17 protein-coding genes and 1 pseudogene are annotated in these 18,657 nt (G+C 61.3%); 9 read left to right on the forward strand and 9 right to left on the reverse strand.

Translation table 11 applies throughout. From position 1 onward, the window contains the following. Positions 1 to 119 precede the first annotated feature (119 nt). The 8 genes and pseudogenes from QMK17_RS25020 to QMK17_RS25055 all read right to left on the reverse strand — a co-directional run. Positions 120 to 1,547: pseudogene (locus QMK17_RS25020) on the reverse strand (acyl-CoA dehydrogenase family protein); the annotation flags it as partial. 293 nt (positions 1,548 to 1,840) lie between these two features. Further along, positions 1,841 to 2,341, reverse strand: a complete 501-nt coding sequence (locus QMK17_RS25025) for a flavin reductase family protein (protein ID WP_283511998.1) — start codon at positions 2,339 to 2,341, stop codon at positions 1,841 to 1,843. A gap of 49 nt (positions 2,342 to 2,390) precedes the next feature. Further along, positions 2,391 to 3,512: a 3,4-dihydroxy-2-butanone-4-phosphate synthase gene (locus QMK17_RS25030; protein ID WP_283511999.1), complete on the reverse strand. Its 1,122-nt coding sequence runs from the start codon at positions 3,510 to 3,512 to the stop codon at positions 2,391 to 2,393. Continuing rightward, a complete protein-coding gene (locus QMK17_RS25035) occupies positions 3,509 to 4,465 on the reverse strand; it encodes a pyruvate carboxyltransferase (protein ID WP_283512000.1) in 957 nt (318 codons plus the stop codon). Before QMK17_RS25035 ends, QMK17_RS25030 begins: the two co-directional genes overlap by 4 nt. A 67-nt stretch (positions 4,466 to 4,532) precedes the next feature. After that, positions 4,533 to 6,146, reverse strand: a complete 1,614-nt coding sequence (locus QMK17_RS25040) for an AMP-binding protein (protein ID WP_283512001.1) — start codon at positions 6,144 to 6,146, stop codon at positions 4,533 to 4,535. 200 nt (positions 6,147 to 6,346) lie between these two features. Then, positions 6,347 to 7,681 (reverse strand): MFS transporter, encoded by a 1,335-nt coding sequence (locus tag QMK17_RS25045; RefSeq protein ID WP_283512002.1) that lies wholly within the window; start codon positions 7,679 to 7,681, stop codon positions 6,347 to 6,349. Positions 7,682 to 7,961: 280 nt separating this feature from the next. Further along, the gene (locus QMK17_RS25050) at positions 7,962 to 8,987 is read right to left on the reverse strand and encodes an LLM class flavin-dependent oxidoreductase (RefSeq protein ID WP_283512003.1); all 1,026 of its coding nucleotides are present in this window, start codon (positions 8,985 to 8,987) and stop codon (positions 7,962 to 7,964) included. A gap of 215 nt (positions 8,988 to 9,202) precedes the next feature. Beyond that, positions 9,203 to 9,748 carry a MarR family winged helix-turn-helix transcriptional regulator gene (locus QMK17_RS25055; protein WP_283512004.1) on the reverse strand — a complete coding sequence of 182 codons (546 nt, stop codon included), beginning with the start codon at positions 9,746 to 9,748 and terminating at the stop codon, positions 9,203 to 9,205. A gap of 162 nt (positions 9,749 to 9,910) precedes the next feature. Between QMK17_RS25055 and QMK17_RS25060 the strand changes: the two genes are divergently transcribed. The 9 genes from QMK17_RS25060 (at position 9,911) to QMK17_RS25100 (ending at position 17,800) form a co-directional block, all read left to right on the forward strand. Continuing rightward, positions 9,911 to 10,909: an Ldh family oxidoreductase gene (locus QMK17_RS25060; RefSeq protein WP_283512005.1), complete on the forward strand. Its 999-nt coding sequence runs from the start codon at positions 9,911 to 9,913 to the stop codon at positions 10,907 to 10,909. Positions 10,910 to 10,939: 30 nt separating this feature from the next. Then, the gene (locus tag QMK17_RS25065) at positions 10,940 to 11,278 is read left to right on the forward strand and encodes a YciI family protein (protein ID WP_283512006.1); all 339 of its coding nucleotides are present in this window, start codon (positions 10,940 to 10,942) and stop codon (positions 11,276 to 11,278) included. A gap of 161 nt (positions 11,279 to 11,439) precedes the next feature. Beyond that, positions 11,440 to 12,939, forward strand: coding sequence for an MmgE/PrpD family protein (locus QMK17_RS25070; RefSeq protein ID WP_283512007.1), 1,500 nt, complete (start codon positions 11,440 to 11,442; stop codon positions 12,937 to 12,939). A 33-nt stretch (positions 12,940 to 12,972) separates the two neighbouring features. Beyond that, positions 12,973 to 14,118: an acyl-CoA dehydrogenase family protein gene (locus tag QMK17_RS25075; protein ID WP_283512008.1), complete on the forward strand. Its 1,146-nt coding sequence runs from the start codon at positions 12,973 to 12,975 to the stop codon at positions 14,116 to 14,118. A 35-nt stretch (positions 14,119 to 14,153) separates the two neighbouring features. Then, positions 14,154 to 15,377: an acetyl-CoA C-acetyltransferase gene (locus QMK17_RS25080; RefSeq protein ID WP_283512009.1), complete on the forward strand. Its 1,224-nt coding sequence runs from the start codon at positions 14,154 to 14,156 to the stop codon at positions 15,375 to 15,377. After that, positions 15,377 to 16,141 (forward strand): SDR family oxidoreductase, encoded by a 765-nt coding sequence (locus QMK17_RS25085; RefSeq protein WP_283512010.1) that lies wholly within the window; start codon positions 15,377 to 15,379, stop codon positions 16,139 to 16,141. The genes QMK17_RS25080 and QMK17_RS25085 overlap by 1 nt, the downstream gene beginning before the upstream one ends. Then, the gene (locus QMK17_RS25090) at positions 16,138 to 16,890 is read left to right on the forward strand and encodes an SDR family oxidoreductase (RefSeq protein WP_283512011.1); all 753 of its coding nucleotides are present in this window, start codon (positions 16,138 to 16,140) and stop codon (positions 16,888 to 16,890) included. The genes QMK17_RS25085 and QMK17_RS25090 overlap by 4 nt, the downstream gene beginning before the upstream one ends. 338 nt (positions 16,891 to 17,228) lie before the next feature. Further along, positions 17,229 to 17,600: an alpha/beta hydrolase fold domain-containing protein gene (locus QMK17_RS25095; RefSeq protein WP_283512012.1), complete on the forward strand. Its 372-nt coding sequence runs from the start codon at positions 17,229 to 17,231 to the stop codon at positions 17,598 to 17,600. Continuing rightward, positions 17,570 to 17,800: a hypothetical protein gene (locus QMK17_RS25100; RefSeq protein ID WP_283512013.1), complete on the forward strand. Its 231-nt coding sequence runs from the start codon at positions 17,570 to 17,572 to the stop codon at positions 17,798 to 17,800. Before QMK17_RS25095 ends, QMK17_RS25100 begins: the two co-directional genes overlap by 31 nt. Before the next feature lie 242 nt (positions 17,801 to 18,042). Here the strand turns inward: QMK17_RS25100 and QMK17_RS25105 are convergent, their stop codons facing one another. After that, positions 18,043 to 18,525: a hypothetical protein gene (locus tag QMK17_RS25105; protein WP_283512014.1), complete on the reverse strand. Its 483-nt coding sequence runs from the start codon at positions 18,523 to 18,525 to the stop codon at positions 18,043 to 18,045. Between the last annotated feature and the right edge of the window lie 132 nt (positions 18,526 to 18,657).

The following is an 18,657-nucleotide window of genomic DNA, read 5'->3' on the forward strand; positions in this document are numbered from 1 at the left end:
AAAGACCCTGGTCAACAACCCCACCGACACCACATCCGACAGCCGACGATCCGAGACCGGTTTCACCCATCCGCTACGAGGCACAACTCATCATACCTCGAAGGTCCTTAACTGAACGGTATTGAGGCTAAGAGGTGGGCCAAGGCAACACCCCGATCACGAGCAATTTTTCGGAAGAAGAAATCTTGGGCTTGAATTGCCGTCGTACCCTCGTACAGTGAATCGATCTTCGAATCGCGAACGTACTGCTCGATGGGGTAGTCCTGCAGGAAGCCGGATCCACCGAAACATTGCAGCGTTTCGGTCAAGCATTCGTACGCGCGTTCCGAACCCACCCCTTTGACGATCGGAAGCAACAGGTCGTTCACGCGGACGGAGGTGTCGGCATCTGCGCCCGAGACATGGCGGGCAGCGATTGGGTCTTGATGGGCGGCGGTGTAGAGGTACAGCGATCGCAACCCTTCCGCGTACGCCTTCTGGACCATCAGTGAGCGTCGTACGTCCGGATGGTCGATGATGGCAACCTTGGGGGCCGTCTTGTCCGTACTGCGTCGTAGATCGCTGCCCTGTATGCGGCCGGTGGCGTATTCGAGGGCGTTGAGGTATCCGCTGGACAGTGTCGCTACAGCTTTGGTGCCCACCATCATTCGTGCTTGCTCGATGATCTTGAACATTTGTGCGATCCCGTTGTGCGCATCACCGATGAGCCATCCGGTGGCAGGGTGCCCGTGCGCGCCGAGAGTGAGTTCGCACGTGGCGGATGCCTTCAGCCCCATCTTGTGCTCGAGATTGGTGACGTACACGCCGTTTCGATCGAGGTTTGCGCCAGTGATCGGGTCGAGATGAAACTTCGGCACGAGGAACAGACTCAACCCTTTCGTGCCAGACACCGCGCCCTCCGGACGAGCGAGGACGAAGTGGAGAATGTTCTCGAACAAGTCGTCGGAGTCGCCTGAGGTGATGAAACGCTTCACTCCTTCGAGATGCCATGTCCCGTCGGCTTGTTCGGTTGCTTTCGTACGACCTGCGCCGACGTCGGACCCTGCGTCCGGTTCGGTGAGCACCATCGTCGCCCCCCAGTTCCGTTCGCTGGACAGCGTCGCCCAGTGTTGCTGCTGTGTCGTGCCGAGGGAGTGCAGTATCCCCGCCATGAACGGGCCCGCGAGGTACATGTGGGCTGCAGGCTGGGCGCCGAGGCAAAACTCGTTGATCGCCCATGTGAGCATCGACGGCGCTGCAATACCCCCGACTTCATCAGGCAAGCCCATCATGAAGTAGCCAGCCTTCTGCCACGCGCGAACCGATTCCTTGAATGCACCGTTCAAGTGCACCGAATGAGTGCGCGCGTCGAATGTGGGAGGGTTCCGGTCGGTGTCTGCATAGGTTCGAGCGAGTGGTCCTTCGGCCAAACGTGCAGCTTCCGCCAGGAGAGTGCCCACGGACTCGGCGTCGATGTCCCACGGTCCGTTCCGGAGAATTTCGTCGAGACCGAGCGCTTCGAACAGCACGAATTCGATGTCTCGTACGTTGCTCTTGTAGTGGCCCATTTCGCACTTCCTTCGTCTGTGCCGGTGTGATACATTCTGCTGCAGTTTGAGATGGCTCCGAACACGAAATATGCACGACCGCACCAGCATCGAAGCGAACGAGCAGGTGCGCATAGCGTGTCGGTGCGCGCCCCATATATGCGAATTGGCATACATGGGGCCGCTCGAAACGGGTTACATTCGGCCGCGCGGCGGTCTCACGGCTCCGCCGAAATTGGACGTGATCGGTTGCAACGAGCCGCCGAAGCCGTGAGGCGGGTTCGGTTCCGTATGTCGGACACTGCATATTTCTTTCAACGGCGAGGTTCTAGTCGCCGAAAGGCGCTGCTATGGAACACCAGTGGCTCGCGTGCACCGTCGGTGGCGAGTGACTCGATACGTAGCACCGCTATACTGTGGTCGCCGGCCGGAATCTCTTGTGCAATGCGACATTCGAATGTTGCTACTGCATCGTCGAGCAGAACAGCGCCGTCGTCTGTGGCCCGCCAGCTCAAGGCTGTGAATCGATCCGCTGCCGGTCCGGCGAGTGCACGGCATGCGGCGTCTTGGCCTTGGGCGAGCACGCTTACTCCCAAGACGCTCATCGTGCGCAAGGTGGGCCACGTGGTGGAGGTGTATGCGACGGCTACCGACACCAGCGGCGGACTGAGAGACACGGTGGTGAATGAGCTTGCCGCCAGACCTCGCGGTTGCCGGTCGGGTCCGAGTCCACACAGTGCGACGACAGTTTGTGGCACGTTGGCAAAAGCGTCGCGAAGAACGCGAGGGTCGGTGGTGCTCGTAAGTAGGTTCATCGGTGTACTTCCTTTCTGGCACTGCGTGTTCGCGTGAAGCACCAACGACTTACGCAGAACGTCGGTTACGGGGAGCGTTGATCGCGGTTGTACTGGTGCCGGGAAGACCCCGGCGCACAGGCATGCCGCCGCCGAGAAGTGCGAAGTCGGACACGCCTAGGTCGGCGAGTATTTGTGAGACGACTACGGCGCTGTGGCTGTCTGCGGGTTCAGCAGGCGATCTGTGGGGCGCGAACGGCGGACAGGGGCTCGGTGCGCGTGTGTCTCCCGGTCCGGTCGACGCCGCAGGAGGCCGGAGGTATAACAGTATGCCGCGATTGTCGGCGGCGATCTTACTCATCGCCGCGTCGAGTTGCAGTCGGCATTGGCAGCGGGTCGAGGCTAGGACTTGTCCAGGTATGCACTCGAAGTGGACGCTTACCGAAACAGTGATCGGATCGTGCAACTCTCCCATGGAGAGCGCCAAGTGCGCGGCCCCGTCGTTGCCGAGGTATTCGATCGATTGAAAGTTCCCGTGGAGGGTGGGGAACGGTGCCGCAGTTCTTCGGCGCACCTGAGGTTCTGTGGTGCGTCGGTGCGCCACGAGGTCGCTTATCGTGATTATGGCCAGCCGATGCTGGTCGGCGAAAGCACGCAATTCGGCTGTGTGAGACATGCCGGAGGGGGAGTCGACGCTCACAAGGTCTGCTATAGCGGCAGCTGGCGGCAGCGTTGTTTCGAGTAGGAGATCGAGGGCGGCCTCAGTGCGGTTCGGGCGCATCAGCACTCCGCCGGTAGCGGCCCGTACTGGTTGGACATGCCCCGGCCGAGTCAGGTCGGACGCCGTAGTGGCGGGGTCTGCGAGCAGGCGGATGGTGACAGCCCGGTCGCATGCGGAGATTCCCGTTCCGATTCCGGTCCGGGCATCGACGGTGACGGTGTAAGCGTTGGTGTCAGCGTTCGCAGGGATCGGACACATCGCCGGCAATGCCAAACGCTCGCAGTCGGTTTCGCGTAGGGCCACGCACAGATATCCGCCGGAGTGGCGGATACTGAATGCGACGAGAGCCGTCGTAGCGCGATGGGCGGCGAAGACAAGGCTGCCCTCGTCGAGCGCGTCGTCGACAATGACAACCGGCAGTCCATCAGCGAGATCAGACACGGCGCGGTCGATCGTGTCGAACGCGATCATGACGTTTGACTGTTCGAAGCTGTCGGCCATGCGAATTCGCCGCGTTCGGGACGCGGATCGCCGGCAACACGAGGGACGGCGCCGACGTGATGGGTAAATCCGCGGTCGTGTCCAGAAATGTCTGCGAACCAGTTGGCGGTGTCGATTAGCTCAACGAGGTCTATTCCCGTGTCGACATCCATCAGCTCGAGGAGTTGTACCGCATCTTCGGTGCACACACCCCCGACCTGCGCACCGGGTACCGCGGGATGGCCCCCGGCTCCGAGCAGAGAAGTATCGATGTTCCGCACACCCATGCGCGCCAGTTCGGCCACGTTCGCGATCCCCATACCTCGGCTGTCGTGAACTTGAACGGTCAGGTGTTCGTACCCCGTGAACCCCGCAGCGTAAGTGACGATGTCTCGAATCTGGGGGGGCGCCGCATACCCGAACGAGTCTGCCAAAATCCAATCGGTCACCCCTATCCCCGCCAAGCGCGAGAGGATCGGCTCGAGTTCCGATGGGCGACGGGGAAGCCCGGTGGGCCCGCCCCACGTGCCGATCAAGTAAGTTCCCAGTCGCAGTTCGGAGTCGGCCGCGATACTGCGCAGTCGTTCCAGGACCGCGAGTGAATCTTCGATTCCTCGGCCGGAGTTGGCTGCCGAGAAACCCGCATCGACCGACAGCAGAAACCACGCCACGTGTGCACCGGCATCGATTGCCTGTTTGACTCCTGTGCCGTTTCCAACACAGCATTCCAACGAGATGCCGGGGGGGCGATCTACTTTTGCGAAGACCTCGGCCGCATCCGCTAATCCTGGTACGAGGTCTGGGCGGACGAACGACGACACCTCCACGGCACTGACACCGGCAGCGATCAGCCGGTTGACCAGCTCGACCTTGTCCGACGTCGCAGCGGGTTGGGCTTGAAAGGTCAACCGCGGGGAAATATCGCGGATCCGTACATCGGTCATGTGGTCGGTCTCCTGCCGTGCCGATTCGTCGAGGCGGGGACCGGCGTGATGTGGCTATGTGGATCGGTCAAAGGTTGCGCGTGGTCCGCAGACCAGCAGCGTGTGCGTCCCAGGTGTCGTCCGCGACGCCGTCTTCGCGAAGCGCCACCTTGCGGATCTTGCCGGTCGGTGTGCGCGGCATCGATACTGCAATTTTGTAGTATCGCGGCACCATGAAGTGGGGCATAGTCGAATCGCAGTGTCGGAAAAGAGCTTCGAGGTCGAATCCGTGCGGGTCCGACACTTCGAGTACGGCCATCACTTCGTCTTCGCCCAGGTCTGAATGCACTGCAACGGCTGCTGCTTCGTGTACCCCTGGATAGAGCATCAGGGCCGCTTCGACTTCCTGGGAGGAGATATTCTCCCCGCGACGCCGGAGTGCGTCTTTCTTCCGGTCCGTGAAGTAAAAGAATCCGTCGTGGTCGACGTATCCGAGATCGCCGGTGTGCCACCATAGATCGTCCATCGTCGCGAGCGTCGCTTCGGGGTCCTTGTGGTATCCCTTGAACATGATGTGCGCCATTTTGGGGCGATATACGATTTCACCGACCTCGCCAGGCGAGACCTGCTCGCCGAGGTCGTCGTGTATCTGGATGATCGACGACGGAGTAGGGAGGCCGAGTGATCCGACCTTCCTCCCCACCAGCGGGTTGTAAATGACGTTCTTGATTTCGCTGACACCGTAGCCCTCGACGATGTGTACCCCGAAGCGCGCTTCGAAGCGGTGAAGGATTTCGGGTGGAGCAGGGGCGGCGAAGACTCGTTCGACGTCGTGTTCCCGATCGCGGTCCGAGGGCGGCTGCGCGAGCAGCATCGGAATCATCGACCCGAGTGCGTTGAACTGGGTTGCGCCGGAATCGCGGATCTCATCCCAGAAGCGGCTGGCGCTGAATTTCGGGGAAAGGCAGATCGTCGCGCCGGCGTAGATCGCATGCATGCATGCCGCTGTCATGGCGGCGCCGTGGAAGAGCGGAAGGCATGTGTAGAGGCGGTCGCGGGTGGTTGTGTCCATGACCGCGGCGGTCTCGCGTGCCATGATCACACCCTGGAGCGCCGGCGCCAGGACGCCCTTACTTCTGCCCGTGGTGCCTGAGGTGTACGTGATTGCAGAGATATCGTCGGGCCGAAGTTCTGGGAAATCGACCTGCACTTCACTCTTGGCGATTACGTCGTCCCATGCATACGTGGCGATGTCACCGCGCGGGAGGCGCTCGGGCTGCCCTCCGAGGTAGACGACGTGCGCCAGGTTCGACGGGAGCACAGTGAGGTCCGCGAGCGGATCACCGAGCCTCGACTCGGTGATCAGTGCGCGGGAGTCCGAATGATCCAACGCGTATTCGAGGAAGCTTCCTTTGAACGCGGTGTTGACCGGTACATATCGCATGCCGGCGCGACTGATACCGAATACCGCAGGCAGGTATTCCAGCCGATTGGACAGGAAGACGCTGACTGCGTCTCCCGGCCTCAAACCCATCGTCAGCAGACCCGCAGCGACGGATGAAGCGCCGTCGTCGAGTTCGCGGTAGGTCAGCTCGGTGCCCTCGAACGCGACGGCAGGATGATCGGGGGCGTAGTTCGCTCGTGTAGCCAGCAGCCCGGATGATGTTCCGCCGCCGAGATCCCGCAGGTAATTTTTATTCATCGTTTCCTCTGTATCTGACTGCCGGGCTCACCGAGACTTGAAAGCCGCGATTCGGGACCATAAGCATGCTTACATGTTAGCAGCCGAGTGGGTGGTGGGCTAGCAAATTTTTTTCGGAGAATGCAGTGTGCCGGGCCCCGGTCGACATAAGAGCGGTTTCGCACAGCTCCACGGTCGAGCGTCGAACCGATAGCTGGAGGTCAAGCGGCGTTGTGGGTTGGCATCAACCGGCGGGCGTCGCGGGCGGGATTGACGGCGATCAGCGTGATGACGGCGCCGATCACGGCAACTATGCCGAAAAGTTGAAATGCGTGGCCGAATCCGTCGGCCGGTGACGCCGCGGCATCGACCATAAGGCCGGTGACGTACGGACCGAAGACCCCGCCGAGCGACATCAGAGCGAAGAAGACACCCAACGTGCCGGCGAGCTGATTCTTTGGACAGATTTGAGATATAGCGGCGCTGATCTGGGGGTAAACGACTGTGCCGAATCCATAGCCGATAGAGATCACGGCTACGACAACCGCTGGAACGCTCAAATATGGAATGACGACCAGCGTCAGTCCACACAGCAGGAGCGATACTCCCGGCACCACACCGCGCAATACGCGGGTGCTAGCGCCGCGTCCGGTCAGCCGATCACTGATCGGAGTGACCACGAACAACGCTGTCAATGCCGCAATCGACGGTATTGCGAACAGGCTCCCAGCTTGAAGTCTGCTGTAACCGAGACCCTCCTCGAAGTAGGACGGAAGCCACGTCAGCGTGACCGCGAGCAGCGCATTCATTGCAATCATCGCTGCGACGCCGCCCACGAATGTCGGCGTGCGGAAGATAGCCATCCATGGCACCTTGGCCGGCTCCTGCGTAGAGGTGGTGCCCGCCTCCGGTTTGGGCGCGGCAGTGGGTCGTTCGCCGTACGGGCCTTCGCTCCATGTCGTGATCCACAGCGCACACCAGACGAAGCCGACGATGACCATTGTGACGAATGCCGCTCGCCAACCCCACGTCGCGATGACAAGCGCCAATGCGGGTGCAGCCAGAAGCTTGGCGATGGAGCTCGAGGCGGGTACGAAAGCTCCTGGGAGAGAGCGTTTTTCAACGGGGTGCCACGAGTAGATTGCGGTGTAGACCAGTGAAGCGCTTGGGCCTTCTGCCAAGCCAAGGATGAATCGACTGATCATCAAGACGGTAAAGCTGGCCGCGAAGACCATGGGGAGCATGCACAGTGCCCAGGCGATCGAGAGTACGACCAGTGACCATCGCAGTGTGAACCATTTGTTGAGTTGTCCTGCTCCAAGTCCGCCGATGATGTACGCCAGGAAGAAGATGCTGCCGGCCAATCCGATATCGGATGCAGTGAGTCCGAACTCATCCTTGAGCGGCTGAGCGACGAGACCGAGGAGTATTTTGTCGGTGTAGGTGATCAGGTAAAGCAAACCCAGCACCAACGTCAGACCCCAAGCTTTGGTCCGAGGCGTGCGTGAGTCGGTTGACGTCGAGTCTGCCAAAGTGTTGGCGGTCAGTTCGGGCATCGAAAACCTTTCCGAGAACACGGAATCGAGGGTAGAAGCCTGTTGGGCGGGACAACACACCGAGCAAGGCAAGCATGCTTACTGTAATCAGCATGCTTATGTGATGTCAACCACTTCAAGGCTTGTATTCTTGATCTGGAGAACGCTGTATATGCGGCGAATTCTCACCTCGAAACGCACGAACTACCCCGAGTCCGTCTGCGGTTCGGGGTAGTTCGTGTGTGCGCGATACGCCGCTACGTGTTGCGATCCTGGTCTCGTACGAACGACGGTGGCGCGATCAGATCGAGGCTTTGACGTGCTGAGCGAACTCGCCGAGTTCAGGTGACCATGTCGCGCCGGCCCCGGTGGTGAGCAGGAAGGCATCGACGCCGAGTTTGCTGTATTGCTGGAGTGATTTCAGAACGCGATCGGGCGTGCCGACCAGAGCGGCGGAGTTGGCGAACCCGCCCAATAGAGTCACCAACCGCGCCCAGAAGCAGTCGTCGTGCAGCTCGTCCTCGGCGTAGGAGAGCTGGCGTTCACGCCCGACCGAGGCGTCCGTGGCCGAGGAACGCATGAAGGTATGCGTCCCCTGGGCCTCGAGGATCGTTCTTTCGGCTGCATGCGCACTCTCCCAGGCCTTTTCGTCGGTCTCGCCGAGAAAAAGACGCATACTGAGTGAGAACTGTGGAGACCTTCCGTAGCCGTCGGCGGCCTTCTTGACGCGGTCGATGCGCTCTTTGGTGCCGGCCAGAGGCTCGCCCCACAGCATGTACCGGTCTGCGTGCCGGGCACCGAAGTCGATGGCTTCGTCGCTCTCTCCGCCCATGAAGATCGGCACCTGCCGGTTCACTGGACGAACGAGCTGCTTGACCTGGTCTTCCTTGTAATAGGTTCCCGCATGGTCGAAACTTTCAGAATCGGTCCATGCACGACGCATCACATCGACATACTCGATTGCCCTGGCATATCGCTCCTTTTTCGGGGTGAAGTCGCCTTCCCGATGTAGGTCTTTCTCGGATCCGCCACTGACCAAGTTGATGGCGATACGCCCACGTGAGACGACATCGAGCGTCGAGAAGTATCTCGCGGCCGCGGCCGGGTCCATGACCCCCGGCCGGTGCGCAACGATCAGTGACAACTTCTTGGATCGAGCCAGCATGTGCGGCGCGTAGGCATGATTGTGAGGCCAGATCGATGAGTAACCGACCAGCACCCGGTCGAGGGCCTGGGATGCATCGAGTTCGGCTGTACGCCGATCGAGATCCTGCAAGCTCTCTTCGTTCGCCGGCATCGAGTTGGACACTGTGAAGATTTCGGCCATGACAGCTCCTCGTGAGATGGCGAGCCCCGCGAATCGGACTACGGGGCGAATTGGCCCGGTCGATTCACGGACCGGGTATGTAAGCACGCTTATAGTGCATCAGCATGCTTATCTATTGTCAACCCCTTCGGAAGCGAGATCGACATCCATCCACACGCGAAAGCCCCATGTCGACAGCTAGCGACATGGGGCTTTCGTGAGACGGTAGGAGAGGGTCAGATGTCGATATCGACGGACGGATAGTCCTTGATGTCCGCCTCGACCGCAGAGGCAACCCGCCGAACCATGGCATCGAGTTCCAGAATTTCCGCCGGCTCGAGCACACCACCTACGGTCGCGTTGATCTTGTTGACTTCCGCTCCCATTTCGGTGAGTGCCACCTCCCCCGAGGCAGTGACATGCAAAGACAGCGCGCGTTCGTTCTCGGGCCGGTGATGGCGCTCGACGAAGCCGCGCTTCTCCAGCTGCGAGACGATTCTGGTCATCGTCTGTGGACGTACGAAACCGCGGCGAGCGAGCTGAGCCAACGACAGCGATGGCTGATCCGCAATGATGCGGAGCGCGACATAGCTCGAGAGCGTCATGTTCCATTGTCGCAGACGCAAATTGGCGACCTGGTGAACCGCTCGGTGAAGGCGAGAAATCGCGTCCACCACGTACGTCGCCGGCTCCATCTGTCCTGGAACGGCCGCGTCGACATCGCGGTCTGGGAGCGCCCTGGACGGTCTGGTGGGCGTGACCGCGCCCTTCGGCAGTTTCATATTAACTCTCCGCTTCCTTTCGGGATTGCTGGACGCGATGTAAGCATGCTGTTACCGTACAGGAAGTTGATCCCCGGAACCGGGTCTTTCGATCACCTTTCATCGCGGGCGTTTCCGACCCCGGTCGCTCGTCACTCTGTTCAACTACCCCACGGAGCTCTGGTGTTACTACCCATTTCCGATGCACGCGCGCTGGTCGAATCCGCAATGGTCGCCGCGGGCCAGACGCGCGAAGAAGCAGAAATCATCGCCGACCATCTGATCGACTGCGAATTACGGGGCCTGTCTTTCGGGGGACTCGCTCGCGCACTGTCCGTAATCGAGCGAATCCGAACCGCAGAGGAACCTCATCGACCGATCACAGTGCGCCGCGAAACGTTGCTGTCCGCGGCCCTCGACGGCGGCGATCAAGTCGGCTATCTGGTCGCCAAACGAGTGACGGACATGGCGATAGAAAAAGCTCGATCGAACACTGGCCTGGCAATCGTTGGTGCGTCGAACACCTGGTACACCGGGATGTTTTCCTACTACCTCGAGATGGTTACGAACGCAGGCTTCGTCGGCATGATTGCAGGCAGCGGTGGCCCGAAGGTCGCGCCCCACGGCGGAACCGAAGCGCGCTTCAGTACCAACCCCATCGCGTTCGGCTTTCCCGCCGACCCTCAGCCGGTGATATGGGATGTCGGCACGTCTTCGGTCATGCTGGGCGAGGTGATGCTTGCTGAGCGGTTGGGCCAGGCGTTACCGGAAGGTCGTGCTTTCGACCCGGCCGGAAATCCGACGCTCGACCCGTCCGACGCGCTCGCCGGAGCATTCACAGTGTGGGGTGGCCACAAAGGCTCCGGACTGTCCATGGTTGTACAACTGCTGGGTATGCTCGCCGGGCAAGCCGCGTCCCCACAGGGCCTCACGGACTGCGGTTTCTTGCTCGTAGTCATCGACCCAGAGCTGTTGCTTCCACGTGAGGACTACTTCAGGCGCGTCTCGGACTTCGCGGACACCGTTCGCGGAACCCGGCGTGAGGACGAAAACGCCTCTGTCCGTGTTCCGTTCGATCGTTCGGCGGCGGAACGGTCTCGCCGACTTGATGAGGGCGTCATCGACGTTCCTCAACAGATTTACGACGCGCTTGCAGCCGTCGCTGCCGCACCTGCCAACTAGCCCACAACATCGTTCAGACGGAGTTATAACATGCCATTTTTCGTGGTCACTTACGTTCATCCCGACGAAGAGGGATGGAACAAGCACCTCATCCCACACGTCGAATGGCTACAAGAGCAGTTGCAGAGAGGCGTGCTTCGCGCATCTGGTCCGTTCGTCGGTACACCAGAGAAGTCGGCTCTCCTCGTGCTCGTCGCGCCGTCGCGGGCCGACGTCGATCGAGTGATCGCCGAGGACCCCTTCGTCGTGCATGGATTGGTCACGGAGATGACGGTGACGGAGTGGGACCCGTTGTTCGGCACCTACCAAGAAGAGAGCAGCCGAGCCAATCGCGCCGGTGCAGATGCTGGGCGTGAGGTTGCGAACTAACAGCCCTGCCAGGCAACCGGACTCGCGGTTTTCTCGGCGGGACGAACGCAGCGAAAGCCTTGCAAATTTAATATCACCCGCCGATATTTGTGGCGAAAGCCCATGGGTTGCAGCGTGTCTTTTATAGCGGTGGATCAAACCGCTTTTCGAAGGAGAATCGCATGACCAGTTCCACCTCGCCGCGGATGGCTGCCTCAGCCGACGCCGGCACTCTTACTCGGCGCGCGGCGCGCCGACTGCACGAGATCGCTGGACTCGACTTCCCAGATCAAGTACGCACGAAGGCGGCCGTGTGTTTACTCGACTACCTTGGCGCATGTATCGGGGGGCTTTCGTCCCCGTGGGCGCCGGCAATTCTGCAGTACAGCGGCAACGGTGGCGGCGCGTCGCAGTCGCATCAGTGGGGGAGTGATCACCGGATCAGGGCCGATGATGCGGCGTTCGCAAACAGCGTCCTCGGGCACAGCCTCATACGCGACGACATGCACGTCTCCAGCGGCAGTCATCTTGGAGTACTGATCATTCCCGCGGCCCTTGCCCTGGTCGAACGAGACGGCCTGTCCGGGCGCGCCCTGCTGCGCGCCTTGGTCGGCGGTTACGAGATGTCGGTCCGGCTCGGTGTTGCAGTCCGGCAAGGACAGTCGAACCAGCATTTCCGGCCCTCCGGCATTCACGGTGCGTTCGGAGCCGCGTCTGCCGCCATCGCTGCAACGGGCATCGAGGAGGACATCGCCGTCCACGCGCTCGGGTTCGCTGCCAATGCAGCCGCGGGAGTAAACGAATGGCCATGGGCTGGTGGTCAAGAGGTGTACACGCACACCGGTACCGCCGCCCGCGGCGGACTGGTCGCCTTCGATCTCGCGTGCGCCGGCATGCGCTCCTCGGAATCGGTCTTGGAAGGACGAGATGGCGTGTTCGCCGCATACGGTGCGGGATCGGCGGGCGCAGAACATTTCGAACGTAGCCTGTACGACCCGCTCGGTATTCTGGAGGTCCGGCACAAGCCGTTCGCAGGCTGCAACCTTATTCAAGCCCCGATCGCAGCAGCTCTGGCTGCCCGCGCCGGGGTCGCCGACCGGGTCGCCGACATCGAGTCGATCACCATCAAGACTTTCGCTCAAGCCCAGGCGTACCCCGGGTGCGACAACACCGGGCCGTTCAGTCAAGTCCAGCAATCCAAGATGAGCCTGCAGTTCGGGGTGGCGTCAGCCGTCCTGTACGGGAGGGTCGACGAAGACACCTACATTCAGTACACCGACTTCTCACTGATGGGGTTGATCGATCGATGCCGGATCGAAATCGACCCATCCTTCGGACCTTCCCTCGCACAAGGCCAGCAACCAGCACGAGTGGAAATTCAAATGACCGACGGCGCCGTCCACAGCGCCCGTGTCGACGATGTGCCCTGGCTCGACGACGACGCCGTGGTGACCCGATTCCGCGCTACTGCTTCCCCGTTGCTTCACCCCGGTGCTGTGGACACAATTATCGATGTTGCCTACCGACTTTGGGAAACCGACGATTGCACGCCATTGTTCGAAGCGTTCGCCGACACCCTCGCCGAAAGCTCGACAGCGGACGTTGCGTCGCCGACACCCGCGCTGGAGGAACCACAGAGCACTGTCGTCGCGAGCGATCAGCAGGAGAAAGTTCGAGGCTAGCTTAGAACTTTCAATCAGGATGGAAGGGTAAGAGTGAAAAGGTCTGTATATACCGACGATCACGATCGGTTCCGCGAATCTGTCCGAGATTTTCTGCGGCGCGACATCGTTCCGTTCATCGACGACTATGCCGAGAGCAAGCTGATAGCGCGCGATGGCTGGCGCGCGGCTGGCAAGCAGGGCATCCTCGGCCTCGAGATTCCCGAGGTGTACGGCGGCGGCGAAGCTGGGGACTACCGCTTCAATGCCGTCGCCAGCGAAGAACTTGCTGCGGTCAATGCGGCTTTGGTCTCCGCCCTGGGCATCCACTTCGATGTCGTAGCACCGTATGTCGTCGACCTTGCTTCCGATGAGCAGAAGCAGCAATGGTTGCCGCGAATGGCCGCCGGTGACGCCGTGGCTGCGATCGGAATGACCGAACCGTCCGGAGGTTCAGACTTGGCCAACCTCAAAACGTCTGCGGTCCGCGACGGTTCGGACTGGGTACTCAACGGCGGAAAGACGTTCATCACGAACGGCTACACCGCCGACGTGGTGGTCGTCGCGGCCCGAACAGACCCTACGAAACGGTCGAAAGGCATCAGCCTGTTCATCGTCGACGCCTCGCTGCCAGGCTTCGAGCGTGGCCGCAAGCTCGACAAGGTCGGTCAACCCGAAGCGGACACAGCCGAACTGTTCTTCGACAGCGTCCGATTGCCCGCCGACGCCATACTGGGCGAACCCGGCATGGGATTCGTGGCAATGATGGAACGTTTGCCCCAAGAACGGGTTGGCGCTGCGGTCTCCAACATCGCGCACGCAAAACAGATCTTGCTCGAAACAATCGAATACGCCCGAGAGCGGAAGGCGTTCGGAACCTCGATCGGCTCATTCCAGCACAACAAATTCCTCCTTGCCGAGCTGGTCACCAGAATTGAGGTGGCACAGGCTTACGTCGACGCGGCCGTCGCGGAACACTCGGAAGGCCGACTGAACGCGATCGACGCGGCCAAAGCCAAGTGGTGGTCGGCGGAGGTGCAGAACGAGGTACTCGACCATTGCGTTCAGCTCCATGGCGGATACGGATACATGCGCGAGTATCGCGTAGCGCGAGCCTGGATGGATGCTCGGGTAACCAAAATCTGGGCGGGATCCAACGAGATCATGAAAGAAATCATCGGGCGTGACCTCGCACTTTGATCTGCCACCATCACTGGACGAAGGGAAATGACACTATGAACGAAGCAGTCATCGTCGCTATCGCCCGATCGCCGATCGGGCGAGCAGGAAAGGGATCACTGGCCGGGATTCGCCCGGATGATCTTGCGGCGCAGATGGTTCGAGCCGCGTTGCAGCAGATCCCGGCACTGGACGCGAACAGGATCGAGGATTTGTACCTGGGTGCGTGGGAGCACACCGGCGAACAGAGCGAAAACATTGCACGTCGCGTCGCGGTCCAGCTGGGCATGGACGCCGTGCCCGCTGCTACAGTGAACCGCGCTTGTGCGTCGAGTGTCCAGACCACCCGAATGGCGGTCAACGCGATCAAGTCCGGAGACGGAGACGTCTTCGTCTCCGCCGGTGTCGAATGCGTGTCGCGGTATCCGCAGCAGAATGCGGTGGGCGCCGGGGATGCGGCACAACATAATCCGATGTTCGCGCCGGCGCAGCGGCGAACAGCGCGACTGGCCGAGACAAATGAAATCTGGACCGACCCTCGGTCCGAGGACTTTTTGCCCGACGTCTACATCACGATGGGCCATACCGCCGAGAACGTTGCCACCTATCGCGGAATCAGCCGAGCCGAGCAGGACGAGTTCGCGGCTCGCTCACAGCAGTTGGCGGAAAAGGCTATTGCCGACGGATTCTTCGATCGAGAGATCACCCCGGTCACGCTGCCGGACGGCAGCGTCGTGCGCACCGACGACGGACCGCGAGCGGGAACCACCGTGGACACGCTCGCCGGGCTACGGACGGTCTTTCGGAAGGATGGTTCCGTCACTGCCGGAAATGCGTGCCCGCTCAATGACGGTGCGGCGGCGCTGGTGGTGATGAGTGATCGTTTGGCCGCAGACTTGGGCCTGACCCCGCTCGCGCGCGTCGTCTCGACCGCGGTCAGCGGCTTGTCGCCTGAGATCATGGGCCTCGGGCCGGTCGAAGCATCGCGCCGCGCACTCGCCAAGGCAGGGCTGAACATCTCCGATATTGACTTGGTCGAGATCAATGAAGCATTTGCGGCACAGGTAATTCCGTCGTACCGCGACCTGGGTATCGACATCGACAAGCTCAACGTCAATGGCGGGGGGATCGCGCTCGGGCATCCCTTCGGAGCGACCGGCGCGCGCATTACCACCACTCTGTTGCATTCCCTGCAGGAACGGGACCTCCAGTTCGGTCTCGAGACCATGTGCGTCGGCGGCGGCCAGGGTATGGCCATCATCTTCGAAAGGCTCAGCTGATGACCTCGGGTGTTACTACACAGCGCACGTCGAATCTGTCGTTCGACTTCACCGGTCAGACGGTGATAGTCACCGGTGGGGGCCGGGGGATCGGCCTCGAGCTGGGACGCTTCTTCCACGAAGGCGGCGCCGCTGTGTTTCTTGTGGACTTCGACGCCGACGCGCTCGAACAAGCGGCTGCTGCGGTCGGATGCCGTTCCGTGGTGGCCGATGTGAGCGATAGCGGTTCGGTCCAGACCGTGGTGGACATGGCCGTGGCCGAGACCGGGCGAGTCGACATCCTGATCAACAATGCGGGCGTCCTTCGAGACGGGATGCTGTGGAAGCTCACCGACGACGACTACGAACAGGTCATGGCCGTCCACGCTGGTGGCACGTTCCGTTTCACCCGAGCATGCGTGCCGCACTTTCGCGACCGTGGATACGGGCGCGTCGTCAACGTCACTTCGTACACCGGATTACGCGGAAATCCAGGCCAGGCGAACTATGCAATGGCAAAGGCCGGAATCATCGGTTTCACCAAGACTGCGGCGAAGGAACTCGCGCGGTTCGGCGTCACGGTGAACGCGATCTCGCCCAACGCTGAGACCCGGATGATCACGTCGATCCCCGACGAGAAGAAAGCAGCCTTGGTCGCTCAAATACCGATGCGTCGGTTTGCCGATCCAGGCGAGATGGCTGCCGCCGTAGCGTTCCTCGCCTCTGCTGACGCTGGATACATCACCGGCATTGTGCTCCCTGTCGATGGCGGTATCTCGATATGACCGGACGATTCGCCGGTCGAACTGCAATTGTCACGGGCGCAAGTCGCGGGATCGGGCTCGCTGTCGCACAACGACTGGTGCACGAAGGTGCACGTGTCGTGATAACCGCGCGCAAACAGGCCGCGCTCGATGACGCCGTCTCACAACTCGGGGGACCGGTGGTCGCGATAGCGGTCCCGGGCCGCGCCGACGACCGGGACCACCAACGAAAGACGTTCGCGGTAGCGGCAGCGACGTTCGGCCGGGTGGATGTGCTCGTCAACAACACCGGCATCAACCCGGTCGCGGGACCGGTGCTCGATACCGACCTCGATGCCGCACGAAAGATATTCGACGTCAACGTCCTGGGGATACTCGGCTGGACACTACAGTTCCGCGAACAGTTGGGTGATGCGGTTGGCGCGGTCGTCAACGTCGCCTCGGTGGCAGGTCTTCGGCCGGCCAAGGACATTGGGATGTACGGCGCGAGCAAGTCGGCAGTGATCGGTATGACAGCGCAGTTGGCCGAGGAGAACAGCCCGGCAATTCGCGTCAATGCCGTGGCACCTGCTGTTGTGCGGACGCGGTTCGCCGGTCCGCTGTACTCGGGGCGGGAAGAGCAGGTCACTGCTGAATACCCGCTGGGCCGGCTCGGCGAGCCGGAGGACGTCGCAGCGGCGGTAGCATTCCTTGCTTCCGCAGACGCCGCCTGGATCACCGGCCAAACCTTGGTCGTCGACGGCGGGTTGACACTTGCAGGGGGAGTGTAGAACAACCCTGATGCATCTACCCGGAGAAACGGCGACAAGTACCGTTACCCATGTCCGGGCTCAACGGTCACACCGCACCGTCGTTTGCGCCAACGCCTGACCGTTCACTGATACAACCGCGCCAGACCAGAAGACTGCGATCTCCGAGGCATCGATGCCGGAACCGCACTCGGTCGCGTCGGCAATGTGGTCTCCGTAGCTCATCGGAACACCGAAAGGTTCCCGGCGAATGCTGCCCACGGCTGGTCCGCCTCGACCGCACTATCCACCATCGTCTGCGATCTGGACGGTTCGTAGACTGTCTATGCCTAGGTGATCACGACCGCCGACGAGCATCGATGATGCCAGTCCTGCTCGCAGCGCGGCATCGCGCCGCCGTCAGGGTTCATGCGGTGCTGGAGACGGGATTGAATGAAGTCGCGGAGTTGCTCGGTGGCGTGTTCGTTCTCGATCGCGCTGCGCAGCCGGTGTGGCTGTACGAGCACGCAGATCAATTGGATATCGACTCGGGCCGAATCGTCGTTGCCGGGGTCAGCGCCGGCGGGGGACTGGCGGCAGCGGTGGCGCTGCTCGCTCGTGACCGCGACGGCCCTCCTCTCGCGGGCCAGATGCTGTTGTGTCCAATGCTCAACGACCGTAACGACACCCGGTTCGCCGTGCAGATGGATGGAATCGGCGTATGGGATCGAACCAGCAACGAGATCGGCTGACGGCGGTGCTGGGGCGCGCGAGGGCCAGCTTCGACGTCTCGCCCTATGCCGCACCTGCGCGTGCACTCTTCGACCGTGCTGAGGCGCGAGATTTCGTCGACGTCTACGCACTTCGTTTAGGCTTCGATCGAGAACTTCTGTTGAGTCGCGCCAGCGAAGTGATGCGGGTTTCGATCCGTCGTCGCGTCGATGCTCGATAGCCTGAGGCGATTCCCGGACAACATGATTCCCGTTCCGGCTTCCGAAGTCAGCTAGCTGAGAAGCTACTTTGCTGAGTGGGCGGTTGATCTGAGGCAGTGAACGGTCCGTCGCAGCCGCTGAGTCGCTTCGATGTCTAGTTGAAGCGGTCGCAGAGCTCTCCGGTGATGTAGCCAGCCTCGCAACCGCTTTGAGTTTGGAGGTCTCCGCTGGTGGGCTCCTCGCCGCAGGCGAGGCCACAGCGCTAGTAGCAGTTGACTATGCCGTCGCCGTTGCGGTCCTCGGAGGCGATGTAGGGGTAGCCGCCGCCAGGGTTTTGTGGTTCATCGTGGATGCAGGCCGGGTCCGTCGATGAGGAGGTCCCGTCGGTGTACACGGCCGTCTGGGGGTAGTCGCAATACCAAAGTATTTTTTCGGCAGGTGGTTGGTAGGTGTCGCAGCTCGGTTCGTATCCGGTGGTGCCGTCGGAGTACAGCGCGGTTCCGGATTGGTACAGCGAAAAGTCCCCACACTCAAAGGTGACAGGGGCGGGCAGAGCTGCGGGTTCGTCCGTTGTTGTCGTGACAGGCGGCAGTGCAGCTGTCGTGGTCGGCGCCGCATTCACCGTTGCACTCGAAGCCGACGTGGTTGCCAGGTCGTCGGTGGTGGAGGTGTCTGCGCTACCGTAAGCGCTGAGGGTAAAGCCGGTGATCGCGCCAATCGTTGCGATGAGCAGTCTTGTCTTCATGGGTTTGATCGGCCCAAGGATTTCGGACAGTGGACCCGCTTAGAATAGGAATCTACTGAAATGAGTCCGACCAGCATGAGCAGATCTCGGCGATCGTTCTCGGCAGAGTTCAAAGATGAACTGTGCCGAGAG

Source organism: Rhodococcus sp. G-MC3, assembly GCF_030063335.1.
Taxonomy (GTDB): Bacteria; Actinomycetota; Actinomycetes; order Mycobacteriales; family Mycobacteriaceae; genus Rhodococcoides.

Coding starts and splice junctions, on each gene's coding strand:
- QMK17_RS25025 (WP_283511998.1), bottom strand. CDS start 2,341: ATGAACCTACTTACGAGCACCACCGACCCTCGCGTTCTTCGCGACGCT.
- QMK17_RS25030 (WP_283511999.1), bottom strand. CDS start 3,512: ATGATCGCGTTCGACACGATCGACCGCGCCGTGTCTGATCTCGCTGAT.
- QMK17_RS25035 (WP_283512000.1), bottom strand. CDS start 4,465: ATGACCGATGTACGGATCCGCGATATTTCCCCGCGGTTGACCTTTCAA.
- QMK17_RS25040 (WP_283512001.1), bottom strand. CDS start 6,146: ATGAATAAAAATTACCTGCGGGATCTCGGCGGCGGAACATCATCCGGG.
- QMK17_RS25045 (WP_283512002.1), bottom strand. CDS start 7,681: ATGCCCGAACTGACCGCCAACACTTTGGCAGACTCGACGTCAACCGAC.
- QMK17_RS25050 (WP_283512003.1), bottom strand. CDS start 8,987: ATGGCCGAAATCTTCACAGTGTCCAACTCGATGCCGGCGAACGAAGAG.
- QMK17_RS25055 (WP_283512004.1), bottom strand. CDS start 9,748: ATGAAACTGCCGAAGGGCGCGGTCACGCCCACCAGACCGTCCAGGGCG.
- QMK17_RS25065 (WP_283512006.1), top strand. CDS start 10,940: ATGCCATTTTTCGTGGTCACTTACGTTCATCCCGACGAAGAGGGATGG.
- QMK17_RS25070 (WP_283512007.1), top strand. CDS start 11,440: ATGACCAGTTCCACCTCGCCGCGGATGGCTGCCTCAGCCGACGCCGGC.
- QMK17_RS25080 (WP_283512009.1), top strand. CDS start 14,154: ATGAACGAAGCAGTCATCGTCGCTATCGCCCGATCGCCGATCGGGCGA.
- QMK17_RS25085 (WP_283512010.1), top strand. CDS start 15,377: ATGACCTCGGGTGTTACTACACAGCGCACGTCGAATCTGTCGTTCGAC.
- QMK17_RS25090 (WP_283512011.1), top strand. CDS start 16,138: ATGACCGGACGATTCGCCGGTCGAACTGCAATTGTCACGGGCGCAAGT.
- QMK17_RS25095 (WP_283512012.1), top strand. CDS start 17,229: ATGATGCCAGTCCTGCTCGCAGCGCGGCATCGCGCCGCCGTCAGGGTT.
- QMK17_RS25100 (WP_283512013.1), top strand. CDS start 17,570: ATGGGATCGAACCAGCAACGAGATCGGCTGACGGCGGTGCTGGGGCGC.
- QMK17_RS25105 (WP_283512014.1), bottom strand. CDS start 18,525: ATGAAGACAAGACTGCTCATCGCAACGATTGGCGCGATCACCGGCTTT.